General features: G+C 59.6%; 12 protein-coding genes. 5 read left to right on the top strand and 7 right to left on the bottom strand.

From position 1 onward, the window contains the following. Positions 1-148: 148 nt before the first annotated feature. A complete protein-coding gene (locus tag RX329_RS37495; protein WP_317245299.1) occupies positions 149-1,177 on the top strand; it encodes a hypothetical protein in 1,029 nt (342 codons plus the stop codon). A 247-nt stretch (positions 1,178-1,424) separates the two neighbouring features. Here RX329_RS37495 and RX329_RS37490 read toward each other — a convergent pair whose 3' ends face one another. The 7 genes from RX329_RS37490 to RX329_RS37460 all read right to left on the bottom strand — a co-directional run bounded on the left by RX329_RS37490 (position 1,425) and on the right by RX329_RS37460 (position 10,831). Continuing rightward, positions 1,425-2,612, bottom strand: coding sequence for a hypothetical protein (locus RX329_RS37490; RefSeq protein ID WP_317245298.1), 1,188 nt, complete (start codon positions 2,610-2,612; stop codon positions 1,425-1,427). Positions 2,613-2,661: 49 nt separating this feature from the next. Then, positions 2,662-3,042, bottom strand: coding sequence for a hypothetical protein (locus RX329_RS37485; protein WP_317245297.1), 381 nt, complete (start codon positions 3,040-3,042; stop codon positions 2,662-2,664). A gap of 583 nt (positions 3,043-3,625) precedes the next feature. After that, positions 3,626-4,723 (bottom strand): PfkB family carbohydrate kinase, encoded by a 1,098-nt coding sequence (locus RX329_RS37480; RefSeq protein WP_317245296.1) that lies wholly within the window; start codon positions 4,721-4,723, stop codon positions 3,626-3,628. After that, positions 4,720-5,835, bottom strand: coding sequence for a hypothetical protein (locus RX329_RS37475; protein WP_317245295.1), 1,116 nt, complete (start codon positions 5,833-5,835; stop codon positions 4,720-4,722). The genes RX329_RS37480 and RX329_RS37475 overlap by 4 nt, the downstream gene beginning before the upstream one ends. A 1-nt stretch (position 5,836) precedes the next feature. Continuing rightward, positions 5,837-7,741, bottom strand: coding sequence for a hypothetical protein (locus RX329_RS37470; RefSeq protein ID WP_317245294.1), 1,905 nt, complete (start codon positions 7,739-7,741; stop codon positions 5,837-5,839). A 10-nt stretch (positions 7,742-7,751) separates the two neighbouring features. Next, complete coding sequence (locus tag RX329_RS37465) at positions 7,752-8,891, bottom strand: hypothetical protein (RefSeq protein WP_317245293.1); 1,140 nt, start codon at positions 8,889-8,891, stop codon at positions 7,752-7,754. Then, a complete protein-coding gene (locus tag RX329_RS37460) occupies positions 8,888-10,831 on the bottom strand; it encodes a sucrose-6-phosphate hydrolase (RefSeq protein ID WP_317245292.1) in 1,944 nt (647 codons plus the stop codon). The genes RX329_RS37465 and RX329_RS37460 overlap by 4 nt, the downstream gene beginning before the upstream one ends. Positions 10,832-11,116: 285 nt before the next feature. Here RX329_RS37460 and RX329_RS37455 point away from each other — a divergent pair, with 285 nt between their 5' ends. From RX329_RS37455 to RX329_RS37440, 4 genes are all read left to right on the top strand, one after another. Further along, the gene (locus RX329_RS37455; RefSeq protein WP_317245291.1) at positions 11,117-11,662 is read left to right on the top strand and encodes a DUF6088 family protein; all 546 of its coding nucleotides are present in this window, start codon (positions 11,117-11,119) and stop codon (positions 11,660-11,662) included. Continuing rightward, on the top strand, positions 11,659-12,729 hold the full coding sequence (locus RX329_RS37450) for a nucleotidyl transferase AbiEii/AbiGii toxin family protein (RefSeq protein ID WP_317245290.1): 1,071 nt from the start codon (positions 11,659-11,661) through the stop codon (positions 12,727-12,729). Before RX329_RS37455 ends, RX329_RS37450 begins: the two co-directional genes overlap by 4 nt. A gap of 104 nt (positions 12,730-12,833) precedes the next feature. Then, positions 12,834-14,300: an AAA family ATPase gene (locus tag RX329_RS37445; RefSeq protein WP_317245289.1), complete on the top strand. Its 1,467-nt coding sequence runs from the start codon at positions 12,834-12,836 to the stop codon at positions 14,298-14,300. Next, the gene (locus RX329_RS37440; protein WP_317246507.1) at positions 14,300-15,148 is read left to right on the top strand and encodes a hypothetical protein; all 849 of its coding nucleotides are present in this window, start codon (positions 14,300-14,302) and stop codon (positions 15,146-15,148) included. Before RX329_RS37445 ends, RX329_RS37440 begins: the two co-directional genes overlap by 1 nt. Positions 15,149-15,164: the final 16 nt, after the last annotated feature.

The raw sequence follows: 15,164 nt of genomic DNA, 5'->3' as shown, positions 1-15,164 counted from the left end.
TGGGAATATCCCGGCGCGGTGTCTCGACGGTTCAAGTCGCGAGAGCGAAATCCGTACCCGCTAATGAACTGATGAAAGTATGCAACCTCTGCGATTTCCGTGTAAAAAGCCCGCATACTCTTGTATCGGGGGCTGACCGGGGGGATGCATGCCTTTAGATCTTAACGCCCAAAAGGCGGTTCAAGCGCTTCTGACCGCGGCAAAAGATTGCTCGAAGGGGCTGGATTGGGAAGATCTACATACGGAGCTGTTCAAGCTGGCCAATGGCAGGCCCCTGATACTCAACGAAACGAAAAAGGTCACGCCGGGCCAGCGCTTGGCTGGCGTCGCCTACACCGCGAACGGCAGGCCGCGCGTTCGGCCATCTGAGAACCTGGCAATCGTCCTGCTGGAATATTGGGAAGCGAAATCGGCCAAATGGCGGGAAGACCGCGAACTAGCGGAACATCTCACCCCTGGCAACACAGCGGTAGAAAGTCTGGCTTTTCTTAAGGAGCCCCCGCGCGCGGCGCAAGACAATCACTCCGATACTGGACCTTCACCCGATGACGAGCACGTTTCAGGAGAGCCAAAATGGAGCGACAACAAAAGATCGCGGCCTCACTCTTTCATTTCAGCGCTGGGTATCGATACCGATCTCAGTGACAAGGTCATCCAGAAATACAGCGGCAACTATCTGCACTTTGCATTAGACGAAGAACAAAATGTGGTTGTGGCCAGAAGCCGGCTATCGAAACAACGCGGCTCTGATTACGCGCCGATTTATCGATCGTGGCGTCAAGTCCCAGGCGGGGTTCGCCGGTCGCTTGGCGCCTATTTCTGCTCGGATGAGAATCTGTATATCATCGCAAGCCCACGCAGCTCCGTGGATTTGCGCATGTCCTTGTTCAATATTATTTTTGACGATGAACAGGTGCTTCTCAGGGGAGTCACGCTCTCAGTTGCGGAGGGCGCAATTCTTACGAGCCGATGTATGCTCGCAAAGGAAAGCGTCTTCGCCCATGACGTCAGGCAAACACTTTGCGCGGGACCACAGACCGAGCAATATTTGAAAGCAGCGCCTCACGACGAGAAACAAAGACCGTCGTTTAAAATCTTGGCCGAATGTGCTCGATTTCTGTTCGGGGAAGAAAAGCCAACAAAGGATATCGTCTTCGCGGTTCCTCGGCTTATCTAAGAAACAATCCACGTCGGCTACTCAGGCGACCGTTCACGCCGTCGGCCGTGAAAGTAGCGATCGGTCCATTGCGCATCCGTCACATAGTAAGGCCTTCGGCCAGACCGGGCTACAACACTGCCTGAGTGGGTCGTGGGACATTCCCATTCTGAAGAGTTGGTCGATGCCTTGGACCATAAGAGCACATACCGTCCGCCAGTAACGGTCTGCGCGCATTGTCGGCGTCGAAGGAGTGGTGTCGCTTCGCCTAGCCGCGGACCTGCAGAAATGTAAGCAGCGCAGCGCGCATCAAACCCACAAAGAATGCTTCCAGTTCGAAGTGGTCGTCTTCCGGTAGCGCCTCGTGGACAGATGCGCGGATTCGATGTGCCGCTACCAGGTCGGCCACAATCTCGCCGCCCGGTTCCGCGCGCAAGGCCTGGAACGCCGCTTTCTGTGCCGCCCAGTTGCTCGGTAGCGTATACTGCTTACGCAGATCCGTAACGTGACTGCGATCGAGTAGACGCAAGACCTGCGAATCCTTCCAGAGGTGCCTGAATTTCTGAAAAAGCTGGGTGCCGGTGCCGCCCAAGGCAGCCGCAATGTGCTCGACGACGACGGATAGTCCCTGCACATCGCTTTTCATGGCCTCGATCGCGAATTCGTTGCCGCGCAGCGCATGCTCCTCGAATGATCGCAGCCGCCAGAAGAGCGCTTCTTGGCCCTCCTTTGCCAAGAAGTCGACAAAGGCGGTGATATCAGCATCCGAAACGCTCGTTGAACCGACCGTCGCCAGCGATGCCTTGAGCGTAACATGTACGCGCTCTTTCTCCTCCGCCGCCCAATCCGGCCATATGACATCTAAAGCCGGCTTGAACCATCCGCCGACCCGTCCGATACGGTCGCGCAACTCGGCGAAATTCACATTGCCGGCCAGCCGGGCCAGGATGACGGCTTTTGCCAGAACGGCTTGATAGCCGTCCGCAATCAGCGGGCGCCCCTCTCGCTTCCATTCGGACCAACGTTCCACAAGAAACCGGATTGCCGCAACGAGTTGGTCGAGATTTACGGTAAAGCGGCCAACCGCCGCCGCCGACAACGCGACTGTCTCTTGTTCGTACTGCGCGCTCTGCGTCGGCCTGAGCCGAAAGCGCCCGCCGCCTTGTACCTTGATGATGTCCGACAGAACACGCGAACGCTCCTCGGCGAACCAAACGACCGCATCCAGGGCTGCTTGATGCTCTGCAAATCTTCGCGCCGCATGGAACGGCGCAAAATCATAGGAAGGGCCAGAACCGTGAGGAAGCCTGCCGGCGTCCAGCGCTTCCATGGTGCGCTGGAAGGTAGCTTTGTCGCCCAGATTAATTCTGATGTGCACCCCTGCGTCTGCTACCTCGGCAGCCAACAGCACTTGCCACGTAGAATAGTACGTCTCGACATTTATGGCGTCGAACATGTTTGTCTCGACATCATTGCTTACGTCGACGCGCATATCCAGCAAGACTTCAAACGTCGTTTCTGACGGGTGTTGGATGAATTCGGAAAAGCGCGGTGCTGGGATCGTCGAGCGGATTGTCTGACGGGCCATAGGCCAAGCTATTTCGCCAACGATAAAGCGCCTCATCCAGCTCGACAGCGGCGTCCCAACGTGGCCCGTCCGGCTCGGTTGGATGGCGCAACTGGCGTGGGCCCCAATGTTCGTGCGCCATCAGCCAAAATCGGCGCGCTACCGGGTCAGGATAGCGGATGCGCATCCGCGGAGAGAGCAGTCCCTGCTGTTCAAGATATTCAAGCAACCCTGACCCGACTTTCCGGCCATGAAATGCGTGAAGGGAGCCCAGCTCGCGCGCGAACGCGTCGGTGGCCATATAGCGTTGAAACTGCATGATCACCCATATCACGAGTCGCTGAGGTTCGCGGACGATGTACGCTTTCGAACGGGCTTGTCATCCGTCGCGCGGCGTGCCGCGCAACGTCCGTCCAAAGACCGAGCGCACGCTGTTGACCACCTCACGTTCTACCACGCGGCGCTGTGAAGGCCGAAGGACCGGTACTCGATCTCGTCGTCGCCGACCGCAAACGGGGAAGACTACGGCACGCCGCTTTGGAGGCGCTCGCCGGGAGATTTCGTTCGGAAGAATTTCGACGGCGCTTTAAGATGATTAGCCCGCTTGGCTATCATGACGGCTGCGCACTAATCAGTCATATTCTGTATTCGTCCCGCTGCATGAACTCGCTCCAGATGGTTGAAGCGCATTCTCCAAACTGAGTGCAAGCAGGCGGACACCACTTTGGTTTCCCCTCTTTGGCATCGCGGCGGCTGATCCGGTGCCACCAAAAACGTAATCCCTCAAAGAATCAAACAGTGCCGTCGTAAACAGGTTAGATCTGAGAGCATCCAATCGAGACTTCGCCGTCATGAGCGACTTCGAGCTGCTGAAGGGCCATCGACGGAATTGCGACCGCGGTCTACGCGGCCGCCCTCTTCAAGCGAGCGCGCCCACGGGCCAAGGGTCTTCGATTTGCTGATTTTGGAGGGCAGGCAGGGCAGGCAATGATGCTTTCCGGTCCAAATTCCACCGCGCCTTCAGTAAAGTTATCGAGCTCGCCAGCGAGTAGAGCTGTGACTTGCTGGTCAAAAGCTTTGCGCCTGACTGCATACATGCCGCCGCGAGCTCCTTCGAAGCCGCAGTTCCAGGCGGCAAGAGCCTGTCCATAACGAAGCGCAGCGCGTAGGCCTTGTGCGCCGGACTGTCGCAGTCCCGCCTGACCTCGCCCGGCAACCTTCGCGATGAGGCCTGCCGTGCACCAATCGCCCGAACCGCAGGTATCTGCCAGACGTGGAGCAGCAATGGCGCTGAGATGAAGCCAGTTTGAAACGGATCGTCCGAGGCGGTGGCGATACTTGAGGCCTTGCTCACCCAGGGTCTGGACTTCAACCAACGTTGCCGTACCGTCCTTCATCACGCCCTGAACGCCAGCAAGCCGCTGGTCCGCATACTTGACAATATGGGCGATGCCGATCGCCTCGGCGAATAGTTTGTCGGTTGCTTTGCTCGATGGCTCGAAGACCACCACCGCGCCTCGCTCGGCCGCTTGCGCGGCGAGCATCAGCGTCGCCCGAGACAAGCGGTCCAAGAAAAACACCGACGCGTCGTTCAATGCCGGGGTTACTTTTTCGACGGCTTCGATCGTCACGGCCTTAAAGCCGGGAAGCCATTGCCCGCACTGCGGGCATGACCAGGAAAATCGATGTTTGGGCCTGCCGTCGCGCCCGCGTCGGATCTCCTGGATAATAATAGGCGTATGTGCCGTTGGACCGCAGTTGGCGTAGTCCAGTCGGACACCCCAGCGCGCCATGTCGTCGCGAACGCGGACCGAGGCCGGATCGCCATTCATTCGGGCTATGGGATAACTGTCCCAGCCTAAATAAGCCAGAGCAGAGAGGACATTGCCGCAGGTTCCGCCCGCCCATGAACGAACGGGCGCCTGCGGATCCAAGCCGATGACTAGATCGAGCGCGATTAGGCCAGCTCCAAAGGCTTTTGGTCGCTCCACAGCAGTCATTTTGCAGTCTTTCCCTCTATGAGTAGTGCCGGCCGGGGTTGAGGATACACGTCCCCTTCCAACCAAATATGAACAAGATTGGGTGCGGCGATCTCCGTGGGAACCGACGAGCCCAGATCGTAGCCGATCGGCTCCAAATGCGCGACCGGCAAATCGCGCTCAAGCGCCGCCATCAACGCTCCCAAGGCCATGACTTTGCTTCCGAAGGGCGAGAGCACGAGGAGCGAGCCGCCCGTCTCCGCGAAAACGGGCTTTCGCAGGTCGTCCAGCCGAAGAATGGTTCTGTAGAGGTCGACGGGGTCACTCTCGTCGGCATAGACAATGTTGCGCGTGTCTACCAACCAGCCGCTCTCCAATTCCGTGAGGTATTCCTCGGCCAAAGCATCGCCCAGTCTAGGATTGGTGGCCGGGAAGGGGAGGATCGGGCAGGTATCGTGTGGCGCCACGAAGTCGTGCAACCGACCAAGCGCTCTTCGACGCCCAGCCGCAAGTTGCGGTAGCCAGAGTTTCGCTGCGGTCGCGAAGCTGTCGAGGGTCGACCCTCCCTTGAAACCGTGCACATACCCGGGTGAGTCGCTCGGGACCGACCGGATGTCCGCATCGAGCTTCGGATCGTGCGCGACAAAAACATGCAGGTTTGCTGGACCCTTCCGCCGCTCGATGCGCTCCAAGAAATAGCGGATAATCGGGAAGCTGGTGCCAACCGAAAGTGCGCTGATGTCGATCACGATGTCCGTGATCCCGTCGAATTGCTGGCGATTGAGGATGGCTACCACATTTCGGCCACCGGTCACCGCACCATCGGCGCCGAAAATATCCACGGGCACGACCTCGCGGTCCGCGATCGCCGCAAGAAGCGCATCCGTGTTTGCGCTTGCGCGGTCAATCAAGCCTTGCAGCGCATTCGGACGATTCTCCTGGAAGAAGATGGCTCGGACCGACGCGCCTGCTGCAACCAGACGTTCAGCTACGGTCCTAGACCGGGGGTCGAACCCAGCGCCAGCAACGAACAATACGCGTCGATCCTTCAGGGCGAAGTAGTCCGCCACGAACGCATCCGCCTCCGGGCCGTGATGGGCGATACAGGGGTCCCAGCGACGGTCGCGTGCCATTTCAGCCCTCGCCCAGAAAGCGAAGGAGGTCTTCAGCACGCCGTTCGAGAAAGCCCCCTCGCTTTAAGGTCAGTCCTTGATGGAGCAGAAACACCCCCCCCAATTCGATCAGACACCACACCCGCTTTTTGGTGCCGTGGTTCGGCACAAGCACGAAAGCGTTGTAGGCCACCCCGAACTGCAGGACGCGCGCCAATTTTGGATTGGTCTCCGGAATCGCCTCGAATTCATCCTGCGGGATGCCAAACGCTGTGGCGCCGCCGCCCAGAGAGGCATTACCTTCAAGACTCTTGGCGAGGCACTCGGCTGCGATTCCGTCGGCCAGCCGACGGACCTGCTGGTGTTGGGGAAAGTCCCATTCTCGCACCATCTCACCGGCGCGCTCGCGCAAAAGCTTATGTTGAATACCACTCTTTAGGGTTGCTGCTTTGGCGCGGATGAGCTGGGTTTCCGATTGCGACACCAAACGGGCAGCGAGCTGCAGGAATTGCTCCGCATTCTCGGAGCTGGCGTCGCAAAGAGCGTCGATACCGAAATAATACGGCCGATCGTGACGGTGCATCAGGTGAATGCGCGCGCCATCGGCCACGTCGGCGTCGGCGGTGAGGGGCCGGTTTGGCTCGGCATCATCGCCGCCTTCCTCGAACAAGCCCCGTTGCGGGGTGCGTTTGGCGTAGCGCTCCAGCAGGATCGCGAGCATGGCAAGCCGCAAGTCCTCGCCATCTTCGTGAGCGCCGGCCAGATAGGTTTCGACCTCTTGTTCCAGCGCTCGCCGCCGCTCGGCGGAAACGCCGTAGCGGTGTTGCAAGACCTCGACTTGTTGGGCAAGCCTGTCGCGCTTGCCAAGCGGTATCGTCTCGGGCGCGGTCGCAAGCAAGTCGCCGAGGTTATTAAGGCGCCGTCGGTTGAACACCTCCATCTGACTCAGATATCGGCCAGCCATGTCCTTCGCCATCTTGCGGAACGCGCGACGCTGGCCCGCGCGATCATCGCTGCTCTGCATCCAGATGTCAGTGATCTCGCGCGTATGCTTCAGCCCGGGTTCCTCGGGCCCCGGGATCTTATCCAGCAACACATCGCCGGGCGTTAGCGCATCCAAACGGGTCAGCACCCATCTGGCGACCTTCATTTCGCGCCGGGTGAGCCACCGGCGCAGCGCAGCGAGTTGCGTCGGATGCAGGCTATGGGCATCATCGAAAATGACCAGCGGCCTGAGCTGCAGTACCTGTTCGCCGTCGGTAATACGGAACGACTCGATCACATCGAACGGCCGATATACGGCCGCGGCTTCGCGATCGATGTCCTCGATGTCGGGAGGCATCAACGCCGCCGAGATTTTATAGATCGCCAGCTCAACCTCGCGCGCCCGCGTAAGCAGGGCGGGACCATGCGTTCCGCCAATCGCGGTGAGCGCGGCGTCAGCTTCAGCGCGCGGAATGATTTCCACGCGATCGAGCGGTATCCCAGCGGCTTGAAAGTTGCGGAGCCAAGTTAGTACGGTTCGCGCCTGCAACAGCGCGATCATGAGGCCCGTCTTGAGATCCTCAGGATAGGGAAATTCCCAAAACTCGCGGTACTCGGCTTCAAGCGGCAGGCGGCCGCCGATCACAGTTGGGCGTTCGTCTTCGATCGCTCCACAAGCCGTCAAGGTGTCAATCAATGCCTTATAGGTGTTCAGGCCGCGGTTGCGAAGCAGTGTCGTCAGCGTCGAGAACTGGAAGAGCCGCGCCAGAGTGGTCTTACCGCTGCCCGGCGTTCCGATGATCATCGCAAGCCTGTCGTACAGTCGCCCCTCTTTGGCAGGTTTCTGGAAGAAGGTCGCAAGCGGCTCCGGCGTCACGACGGCTAAGAAAGCCTCGTCGTCTCGGAGATATTCGGTCGCTCGTTTCTCGAAAGGGTTCGCCATGCCGTCCCTTTTAAGCGTGCCGCTGACGGCGGCGGAACAGGGGGCGCATCGCCGGCACGACTGCGTTCTCCTGTACACCACCGTCAGTCTCGGCCCACAACAGCGCGACCGAGTTGTTGGGCGTGTTGTGCTCAAGCACCAGCGGAAGCGCGCAGCCGCCATAGCCAAGACCCAGATGGGGCGCGCCACCAACTTCGGTATGCTTCGTCTGGATCTTTGGATGGTAGTAAGTCTGCGTCAGCTTGATGAACGCAGCATGCCGGCTATCGGTGTTGATTGGCAGATCCTGCGGCAGAATCGTGCCGAAGGAAGCGTGGACCTGTTTGGCCCATCCATCGCCGTTGAGTGCCGGCAGTGCTTCTTGATGGCGCTGGACGATAGCTTGGGCAGCGCCGGCCGAAGCGACGTAGTGGTGGATGCATAATTCCCAGCCCGGCGCGAGAATTCGATCGCCACCCAGCGCTGTCACCGCACTTTCGATCGACTCACGAAATTTAATGAGCTTTCCCTTCCACTTCTGCTTTTTCTGATCGTACCGGAGAAATGTGGTTCCGGTGCCGGTAAAGTCGTCAATCAGATAGACTAAACGAAAGCGCGCTTCGGGATCGCCGAGGTCGGCGCGCAGGTTTTCGAGCAAGTCCGCCCATTTGTCTCTGTCGACCTGTGTAGCCAGAACCAGCTGCTCATTGGTGATCAAGCCGACATTAGCGTGCCGCACAGTGTCGATCCGGGCACCATCGCTTAGGCCCATGAACAGGGTTTGCCGCCGAAGCCGTTCAGCCGCTGCGCGGGCGTCGGCGTCAGCGAGAACACGATACGTCGGGATACCCCGCTCGGCTGCAACCGTGCGGATGATCCGGTCCCGAACGGTTCGAGGATAAAATTGCTCGACCAGGCGGTGCATTTCGCTGGTTCCAATATAGACAAGGGTGTAGCGGACAAATGCGTATGCGGTTTCGCGCTCGGCGGGCGTAAATTGCTGCAGCCAGGTTGCGAGGCTTTCGATAAAGCGCATGCCGGCCTGGAAGTCTCGGTAGCCGTCGTATTTCAGGCGTGCCATGAGCCGGAGCCATTGGAATTCCTGTCGCGCCCGTTCATCGGGCCAGTCCATGATCTGGCCCAGTATCTTGAGGCCAAGGTCCTGATTCACGCGAGGGCGTCCTTTGCAAAGCCGAGGATGCCGTCGTGCACTTGTAGAGACGAGAGATATTCGAACGTGGCCGCAGGCCCACGTTGTCCCGGCTGCGCCAGATTCCAGCAGGTGGCAGGATCGACACTAATCTCGTCGACGCCGAGTGCGTAAGGCCCACGCAAGAGCTCGTAATCATTACCAGGCCAGCGGCCCCGGTCACCAATGGCAAGCAACGGCGCTGTGCCGGCCAGATCACGAAGATGAGTCAGAACATTTAGCTTTGAAACTCCGGCCGCCACGATGTCGACCGAATGGCTCGATCTGGTGACGGAGACATCGGCCGTACCGGTCATCATGATGATCTGCCGTGCCAAGTCCCAAAGCCGGCTTTCGGGTATGACTCGAGTGACTTCCAGCGTAATTTGATAGCGCCGTTCGGTTTGCCGAGCGACCTGTGCGAGTTCGGGCTGATTGCGCAGCGCTGCGGCGAGCGATGCAAGCGCAGCGCACGTGCCTTCGGAGCCATCCGGTGCGTCTTCGTCGTCCAGCCGCGCGATCTCGGCGCCATTGTAATAACCAATCAGAATCTTCGGCCAAAGCGTCTTCGGAAGCCGAGCCTGAAGATCTCGGCGGACCGACGCGCCGCGGCCGGTCGCGATAGCAACCCAAGCCCCCGCTGTTGCGATGCGTTCTAGCTGCGCGCACATCGACTCGCTGGCTGGCATGAAGCGGTCGCGTGTATCGACAATAGTGCCATCGTAATCAAGAACGACGCCTGCAAAGGCCGCCGCACGAAGCCCATCGCGGAAAGTGTCGAGCGCGAGCCGCCAGCGATCGAGCTCGCCGGCGCCCGCCATACGCTTGGGAGCAACGCCGGCCTTGCGCGCTATAGCCGCAGCGTCCCGCGCCGTGAGGCCGGTAAGGCTTTCTGCTCGCCCTGCACGAGGCAACGGTAAATTGTACAGCTTTCGACCAAAATCAGGCACACCCGGCCGGCCCGGGTCGATACCGCGCGCGGCGCCGGCCCAACCGCTGACACGTAGGGCCGCAACCAGAGCTGAGAGCGCGGTGGCGCTGGCGTTTCCGGCAAAACTCAGCTGCGCCTGAGGAATCTCCGGCGGAATCAACGCCAGGGTCCGCTCGGCCAATGACCGGTCGTCATCGGTGACGAAAGCGAGAACCCCGCTCGTCTCGCCGCGCTTGGCCAGCCAGTGATGGCGGCCATGGGCGAAGTTGCGATAGTCCGCGAGTTGGAGATTGCCGAGCGCGGCTTCTGTGAACTTGGACTCCAGATCGATGGCGCCAATGCGGGTCGAGGAACCATGGAGGACAAGCGTCGTTGGCCGCGACCATAGCTGCGTGGTTGCGTCTTCCCAGGTGGCGGCTGCGTTCGAATCCTCTTGCACGAGCGGGCGGAGGCTCGCTGCGGCGTCAGTCCATTCGGTCTCGAAGCCGAACTCCGCTTCGTAGGCGCGGGCAAGGAGCGTGGTGAAGCCAAGCAGTGAATTCGTGGCGAGGAAGCCGTCCTTGCCTGCCGGGGGTGGGTAGATGAGCAGATCCACGAACGGATGAGCGCGGCAGAGCTGGGCGAGAGGGCTGTCTTCGCGCCCGCACAGGACGGCCAGCTGCCGCGGTTCGCGTCCGATCAGCGCCTTGGCGGCGGCGATGATATCGACGTTGCCACCACCGGCGCTGAGTAGCCAGGTGGTGACAGTCTGGTCTAGCGGTTCTTCGACGGCTTCCAGAGGTGTGGCCACAGCCGCGATCCGTGCCGTAAAACGCTGGTGGAAGCTTGCCAGCGCGTGAGCAGCCGTGAGGGAGCCGCCGGAGCCGATGGCGCGCAAGGCAGACAGACCAGCTGTTCGGACTGCTTTCCGCAATGGGCTGACGTCAGCCGAGGCCGCCCACTCAAAGGTGTCAGCCAACTTTGCCATTTCACTCGCATAGGGGCGCGCCATGGTCTTCCGAAACTCCGATCGCCTTTTTCAAGCCGACTCGCGTGAACAAAATAGGAACATACCATGTGGCGAGTCGCTGACAGCCATAATCTAGCACTATTGTCCGAAAAATGTAGCCTTCTTCGGACAACGGAACTTTGACTTGTCCGAAAAATGCGTAATCCTTCGGACATGCCCGATTCAGCTAGCCCTGATCTCCGCTCCCGTTTGCTCCCGCGTATCCAGTCCGACGGCGACACCGTATGGACGCCAGCGGACTTCGCTGACCTCGGGGGACGTGCCGCCGTGGATAAAGTACTGCAACGACTCGTTGACGCCGGAGAGCTGCGCCGGATTGATCGTGGACTCTATGATCGTCCTCGCCGAAATCAGCTAACAGGGCGTGATACCGTACCTGACTATCGCGCGGTGATCCGCGCTGTCACCCGCCGTGACCAGGCCCGCTTTGTTGTCGACGGCATGACCGCCGCCAACGATCTTGGTCTGACGACGGCCGTACCTGCTCGAATCGAAGTGCTGGTAGATACGCGGCTCAAGCCGATCAAACTTGGCGCCCAGGAAATTCACTTCAAGCCGGCGGCGCCGAGCCGCCTCTTCTGGGCTGGTCGTCCCGCCATGCGGGTCGTCCAGGCGCTCCATTGGATGCAAGACGTCTTGGCCACTCCAGAGGAGCATGAGCGCGTGGCGAACCACCTTCGCCGCCTTTTTGCCGACCCAGAACATGGACCTGCGCTCCGCGATGACCTGCGCCAAGGTTTCTCGGCGCTGCCGATTTGGATGCAGGACTTCCTGCGTGAGCTGATCTCACCGGCGCCGGAGGCGCAGGCATGAGTGCTGAAGCTTACCGGGAAGTGATTGCCGCGCCCGCGCGCGATCGTCTTGACCTCTTTCTAGCCGCGGCCAATCGGCTGGGCGCACCGATCGGCAATGTGGAGAAGGATTTTTGGGTCTGCTGGACCTTGAACACACTCTATCACCGACTCTCATCAGACGGTCCGCGCCTTCTGTTCAAGGGCGGTACGTCGCTCTCCAAAGCCTACGGGCTCATTCAACGGTTTTCTGAGGACATCGACGTCACAGTCTTTCGGGACGATCTCGACCAAGCCGCCTCCGTCGAGGAGCTTCAGAGACTATCGGGAAATAAGCGAAGGGCGCGTCTCGACGCGATCCGCGATGCCTGCCACGCTTACGTCACCGGGGATCTTCGCAATGCCCTGGCGGCCGCACTTGCCGAGGATACCGCAGGGGCCGGCCGCATCGAGGTTGATGTCGAGGACCCCGATGGACAGACGCTTCTCGTGTGGTATCCCGAAGTCGAGCCACGCGACGCAGGCTACGTACGTCCAGCGGTGCGTATCGAGTCCGGTGCCAAGTCAGCGCTCGATCCGAACCGACCCGCGTTGGTCCGCCCTTATGTAGCCGACGAAACAGATGCGCTCGACCTCTCGGTGCCAGAGGTGACGACCATCGAATCCGGTAGAACTTTTTGGGACAAGGTCGTGATCGCGCACGGATTGCGACGGTGGTTTGAACGTCGTGGCGTTTTGCGCCAGGAAGGCCAGCGGATTTCGCGTCACTACTATGATCTGCATTGCCTACTCTCGTCGGATGCTGGTCAAGCGGCCCTCGCCGACGTCACGCTCGCGAAAGACTGCGTCAGCCATGCAAGGATGTTCTTTGACCGGCCGGACTTTGATCTGGCTACCGCCGAGCCGGGCACGTTCGCCATTACACCGTCGCCGGCGATGGTGGATGCGCTGCGCCGGGACTATGCGAACACACAGGCAATGATCTTCGGCCGCGCCCCGGACTTCGACGCCATCCTTGCCTCCCTAGCGACACTGGAAGCGACAGCCAATCGGGCCGAAGCCGAGACGGACCGCGAAGGGGGTAGCTGAATGGTGGAGGGCCAAAGAGGATATTTTGTTGTCTTGTCTCATGGCACCCGGGTGCCGGTCCAAGCGCAGTCGACAGCCTATCTTCAAACGGATAACTGGGACGATTGGTTCAAATTCTCAACTCTTTACTCTTTGGTCATCTTCGATGCGGCGAGCGGCACGACATTGGTGGTGTCAAGATCGGTGAGTTCGGCATGGCTGAAAACCAACGCCGACCGGACATCCCAACTAGCTTTGATGAGCTTGACCAGAGGTTCTTCTCCCTCGGGCAAGATGACAGTTACTATGATGACCTGAACAATCTCGGCCCTGAGATGCGCGATAGAATTTTGCACGGTCTCCGGGATGTCGCACTTGACCCCGAGCTATTTGAACGCGCCCTCGATGAAAAAGTCACAGGCACATCGCTGCTGCGCTCAGTGTCGCCGGCAACCGTTCGCGGTCAATTCCATCGCATGGCCAGGGGCGGCGTCCGTCTGACGCGCTACGAATTCAGCTATACAGCACCACGACCGACCTCGCGACGCATCAACCCGCTGACCCTGGCGTTCGTTGTCGAGCCGGAGTCTCAGCCACCAACGAACATTCATGTTTTGATCGGTCGAAATGGTGTCGGCAAAACGACACTGCTCAACAATATGACCCGCGCAATCGTCGAGAAGAATGCGGAGGCGTCCGAGGTTGGCGCGTTTTCGATCGAGGTTGATGACTTGCTGGAGGAGCGGCTCTTCACCAATTTGGTGTCAGTGACTTTCAGTGCGTTCGATCCATTCGAGCCACTACCGGTTCGGCAGGATAAATCGGAAGGTGTGCAATACGCATATATTGGTCTCAAACGGGCAGGCCTCAGCAAGGACGGGAAGCCGCTTCCGCCAAAATCGCCGGAGCGCTTGTCGATCGAGTTCGGGACCAGCGTTTCAGTTTGCCGGCAAGGGGCTCGGGCTAGCAGATGGCGCCGCGCGCTCGAGATGTTGGAGGCTGACCCGATCTTCCGTGACGCCGAAGTCGCAGCCTTGGCCGATGACATTATCGACGACGATGAACTGAAAGTGCAAGCGCGTAAGCTGTTCGCAAAGCTGAGTTCTGGACACAAGATTGTTCTGCTGACGATTACCCGGCTCGTCGAAACTGTTGAAGAAAAGACCCTCGTCCTTCTCGACGAACCGGAAGCGCACCTTCATCCACCTCTTCTATCAGCTTTTGTGCGCGCACTGTCCGATCTTTTAATCAACCGAAACGGAGTGGCAGTCATCGCCACCCATTCTCCCGTCGTTCTCCAAGAGGTGCCGCGAAGTTGCGCCTGGAAGATTCGTCGTACCGGTGCGCGCTCGGTAGCAGAGCGACCCGACATCGAGACTTTCGGGGAGAATGTAGGAATTCTAACGCGTGAAGTTTTTGGTCTCGAGGTTACAAACTCTGGCTTTCACAAGATGCTCAGAGACGCGGTTGCTCGCGAGGCCGATTTTGACGCCATAGTCGAAAGTTTCAATAATGAGCTCGGTGGTGAGGCGAGGGCCATTATTCGAGGGCTACTCGCCGCGCGCGGCGCTGATGGCGAAGACGATAATTAATGTGGACGCTTGATCGACCGGCACCGACGCCACGTGCATCCTTCACTGCTTGCATCAGCCGGGTGCGGAATCAAGCGCTTAAGGCGCGCTTGGAGGGTGTAACTCAGGCAGTCGTCGATGCATCGACTGCATTTGATGCAGCCGCGAAGCGGCACGCCTTGCATCAACTCGGGCAGGATCCACTCGTCGGTGGCACCGTCACCACGAAGGAGATGGAGAAGGTATATACCCAGCGCATGGCGAAGAGCGGCGCTCCGGGGCGCGCCATCTACGACGAGATTTTTAGTTCCTCACCCCAAGGGCGATGCCCATTATGTGCCCAGCGCCCCGTGGCAACGCTAGATCATCACCTTCCCAAGGCGCATTATCCAGCATTGGCTGTTACTCCTCTAAACCTCGTTCCATCCTGCTCCGATTGTAACAAGGCGAAGCTAAGCGCTGTCCCCCAAAAGGCCACTGAGGTCGGCCTGCATCCGTATTACGATGAAATTGATGACGAGGTCTGGCTTGCCGCACGCGTCGTGGAGACGGCACCAGCGGCACTGCGTTTTCATGTGGTCACGCCCGCCGGCCGGGATGGCGTTCTCGCGGCACGCGTGAAGAACCATTTCCAAACGCTTGGCCTCGGAAAACTCTATGCGTCGGAAGCGGCGGAAGAACTTGTCAATATTCGCCATCAGCTGGTTGAGATGCATCGCGACGGAGGGCTAGAAGTCGTGCGTAGCGAGCTGGAGACGCGCGCGGCGAGTTGCTCGCTGGCTCGACGTAACGGTTGGCGTGCCGCCACATATAAAGCCTGGGCAGCGAGTGACTGGTTTTGCGACGTGGGCTTCGCGCCTGTAGGATAACACGACGCGCCCATGG

The sequence above is a fragment of the Bradyrhizobium sp. BWC-3-1 genome, from assembly GCF_032917965.1.
GTDB classification, from domain to species: Bacteria; Pseudomonadota; Alphaproteobacteria; order Rhizobiales; family Xanthobacteraceae; genus Bradyrhizobium; species Bradyrhizobium canariense_D.
The sequence above is the reverse complement of the archived record's forward strand: the minus strand, read 5'-3'. Positions and strand labels throughout refer to the sequence as shown.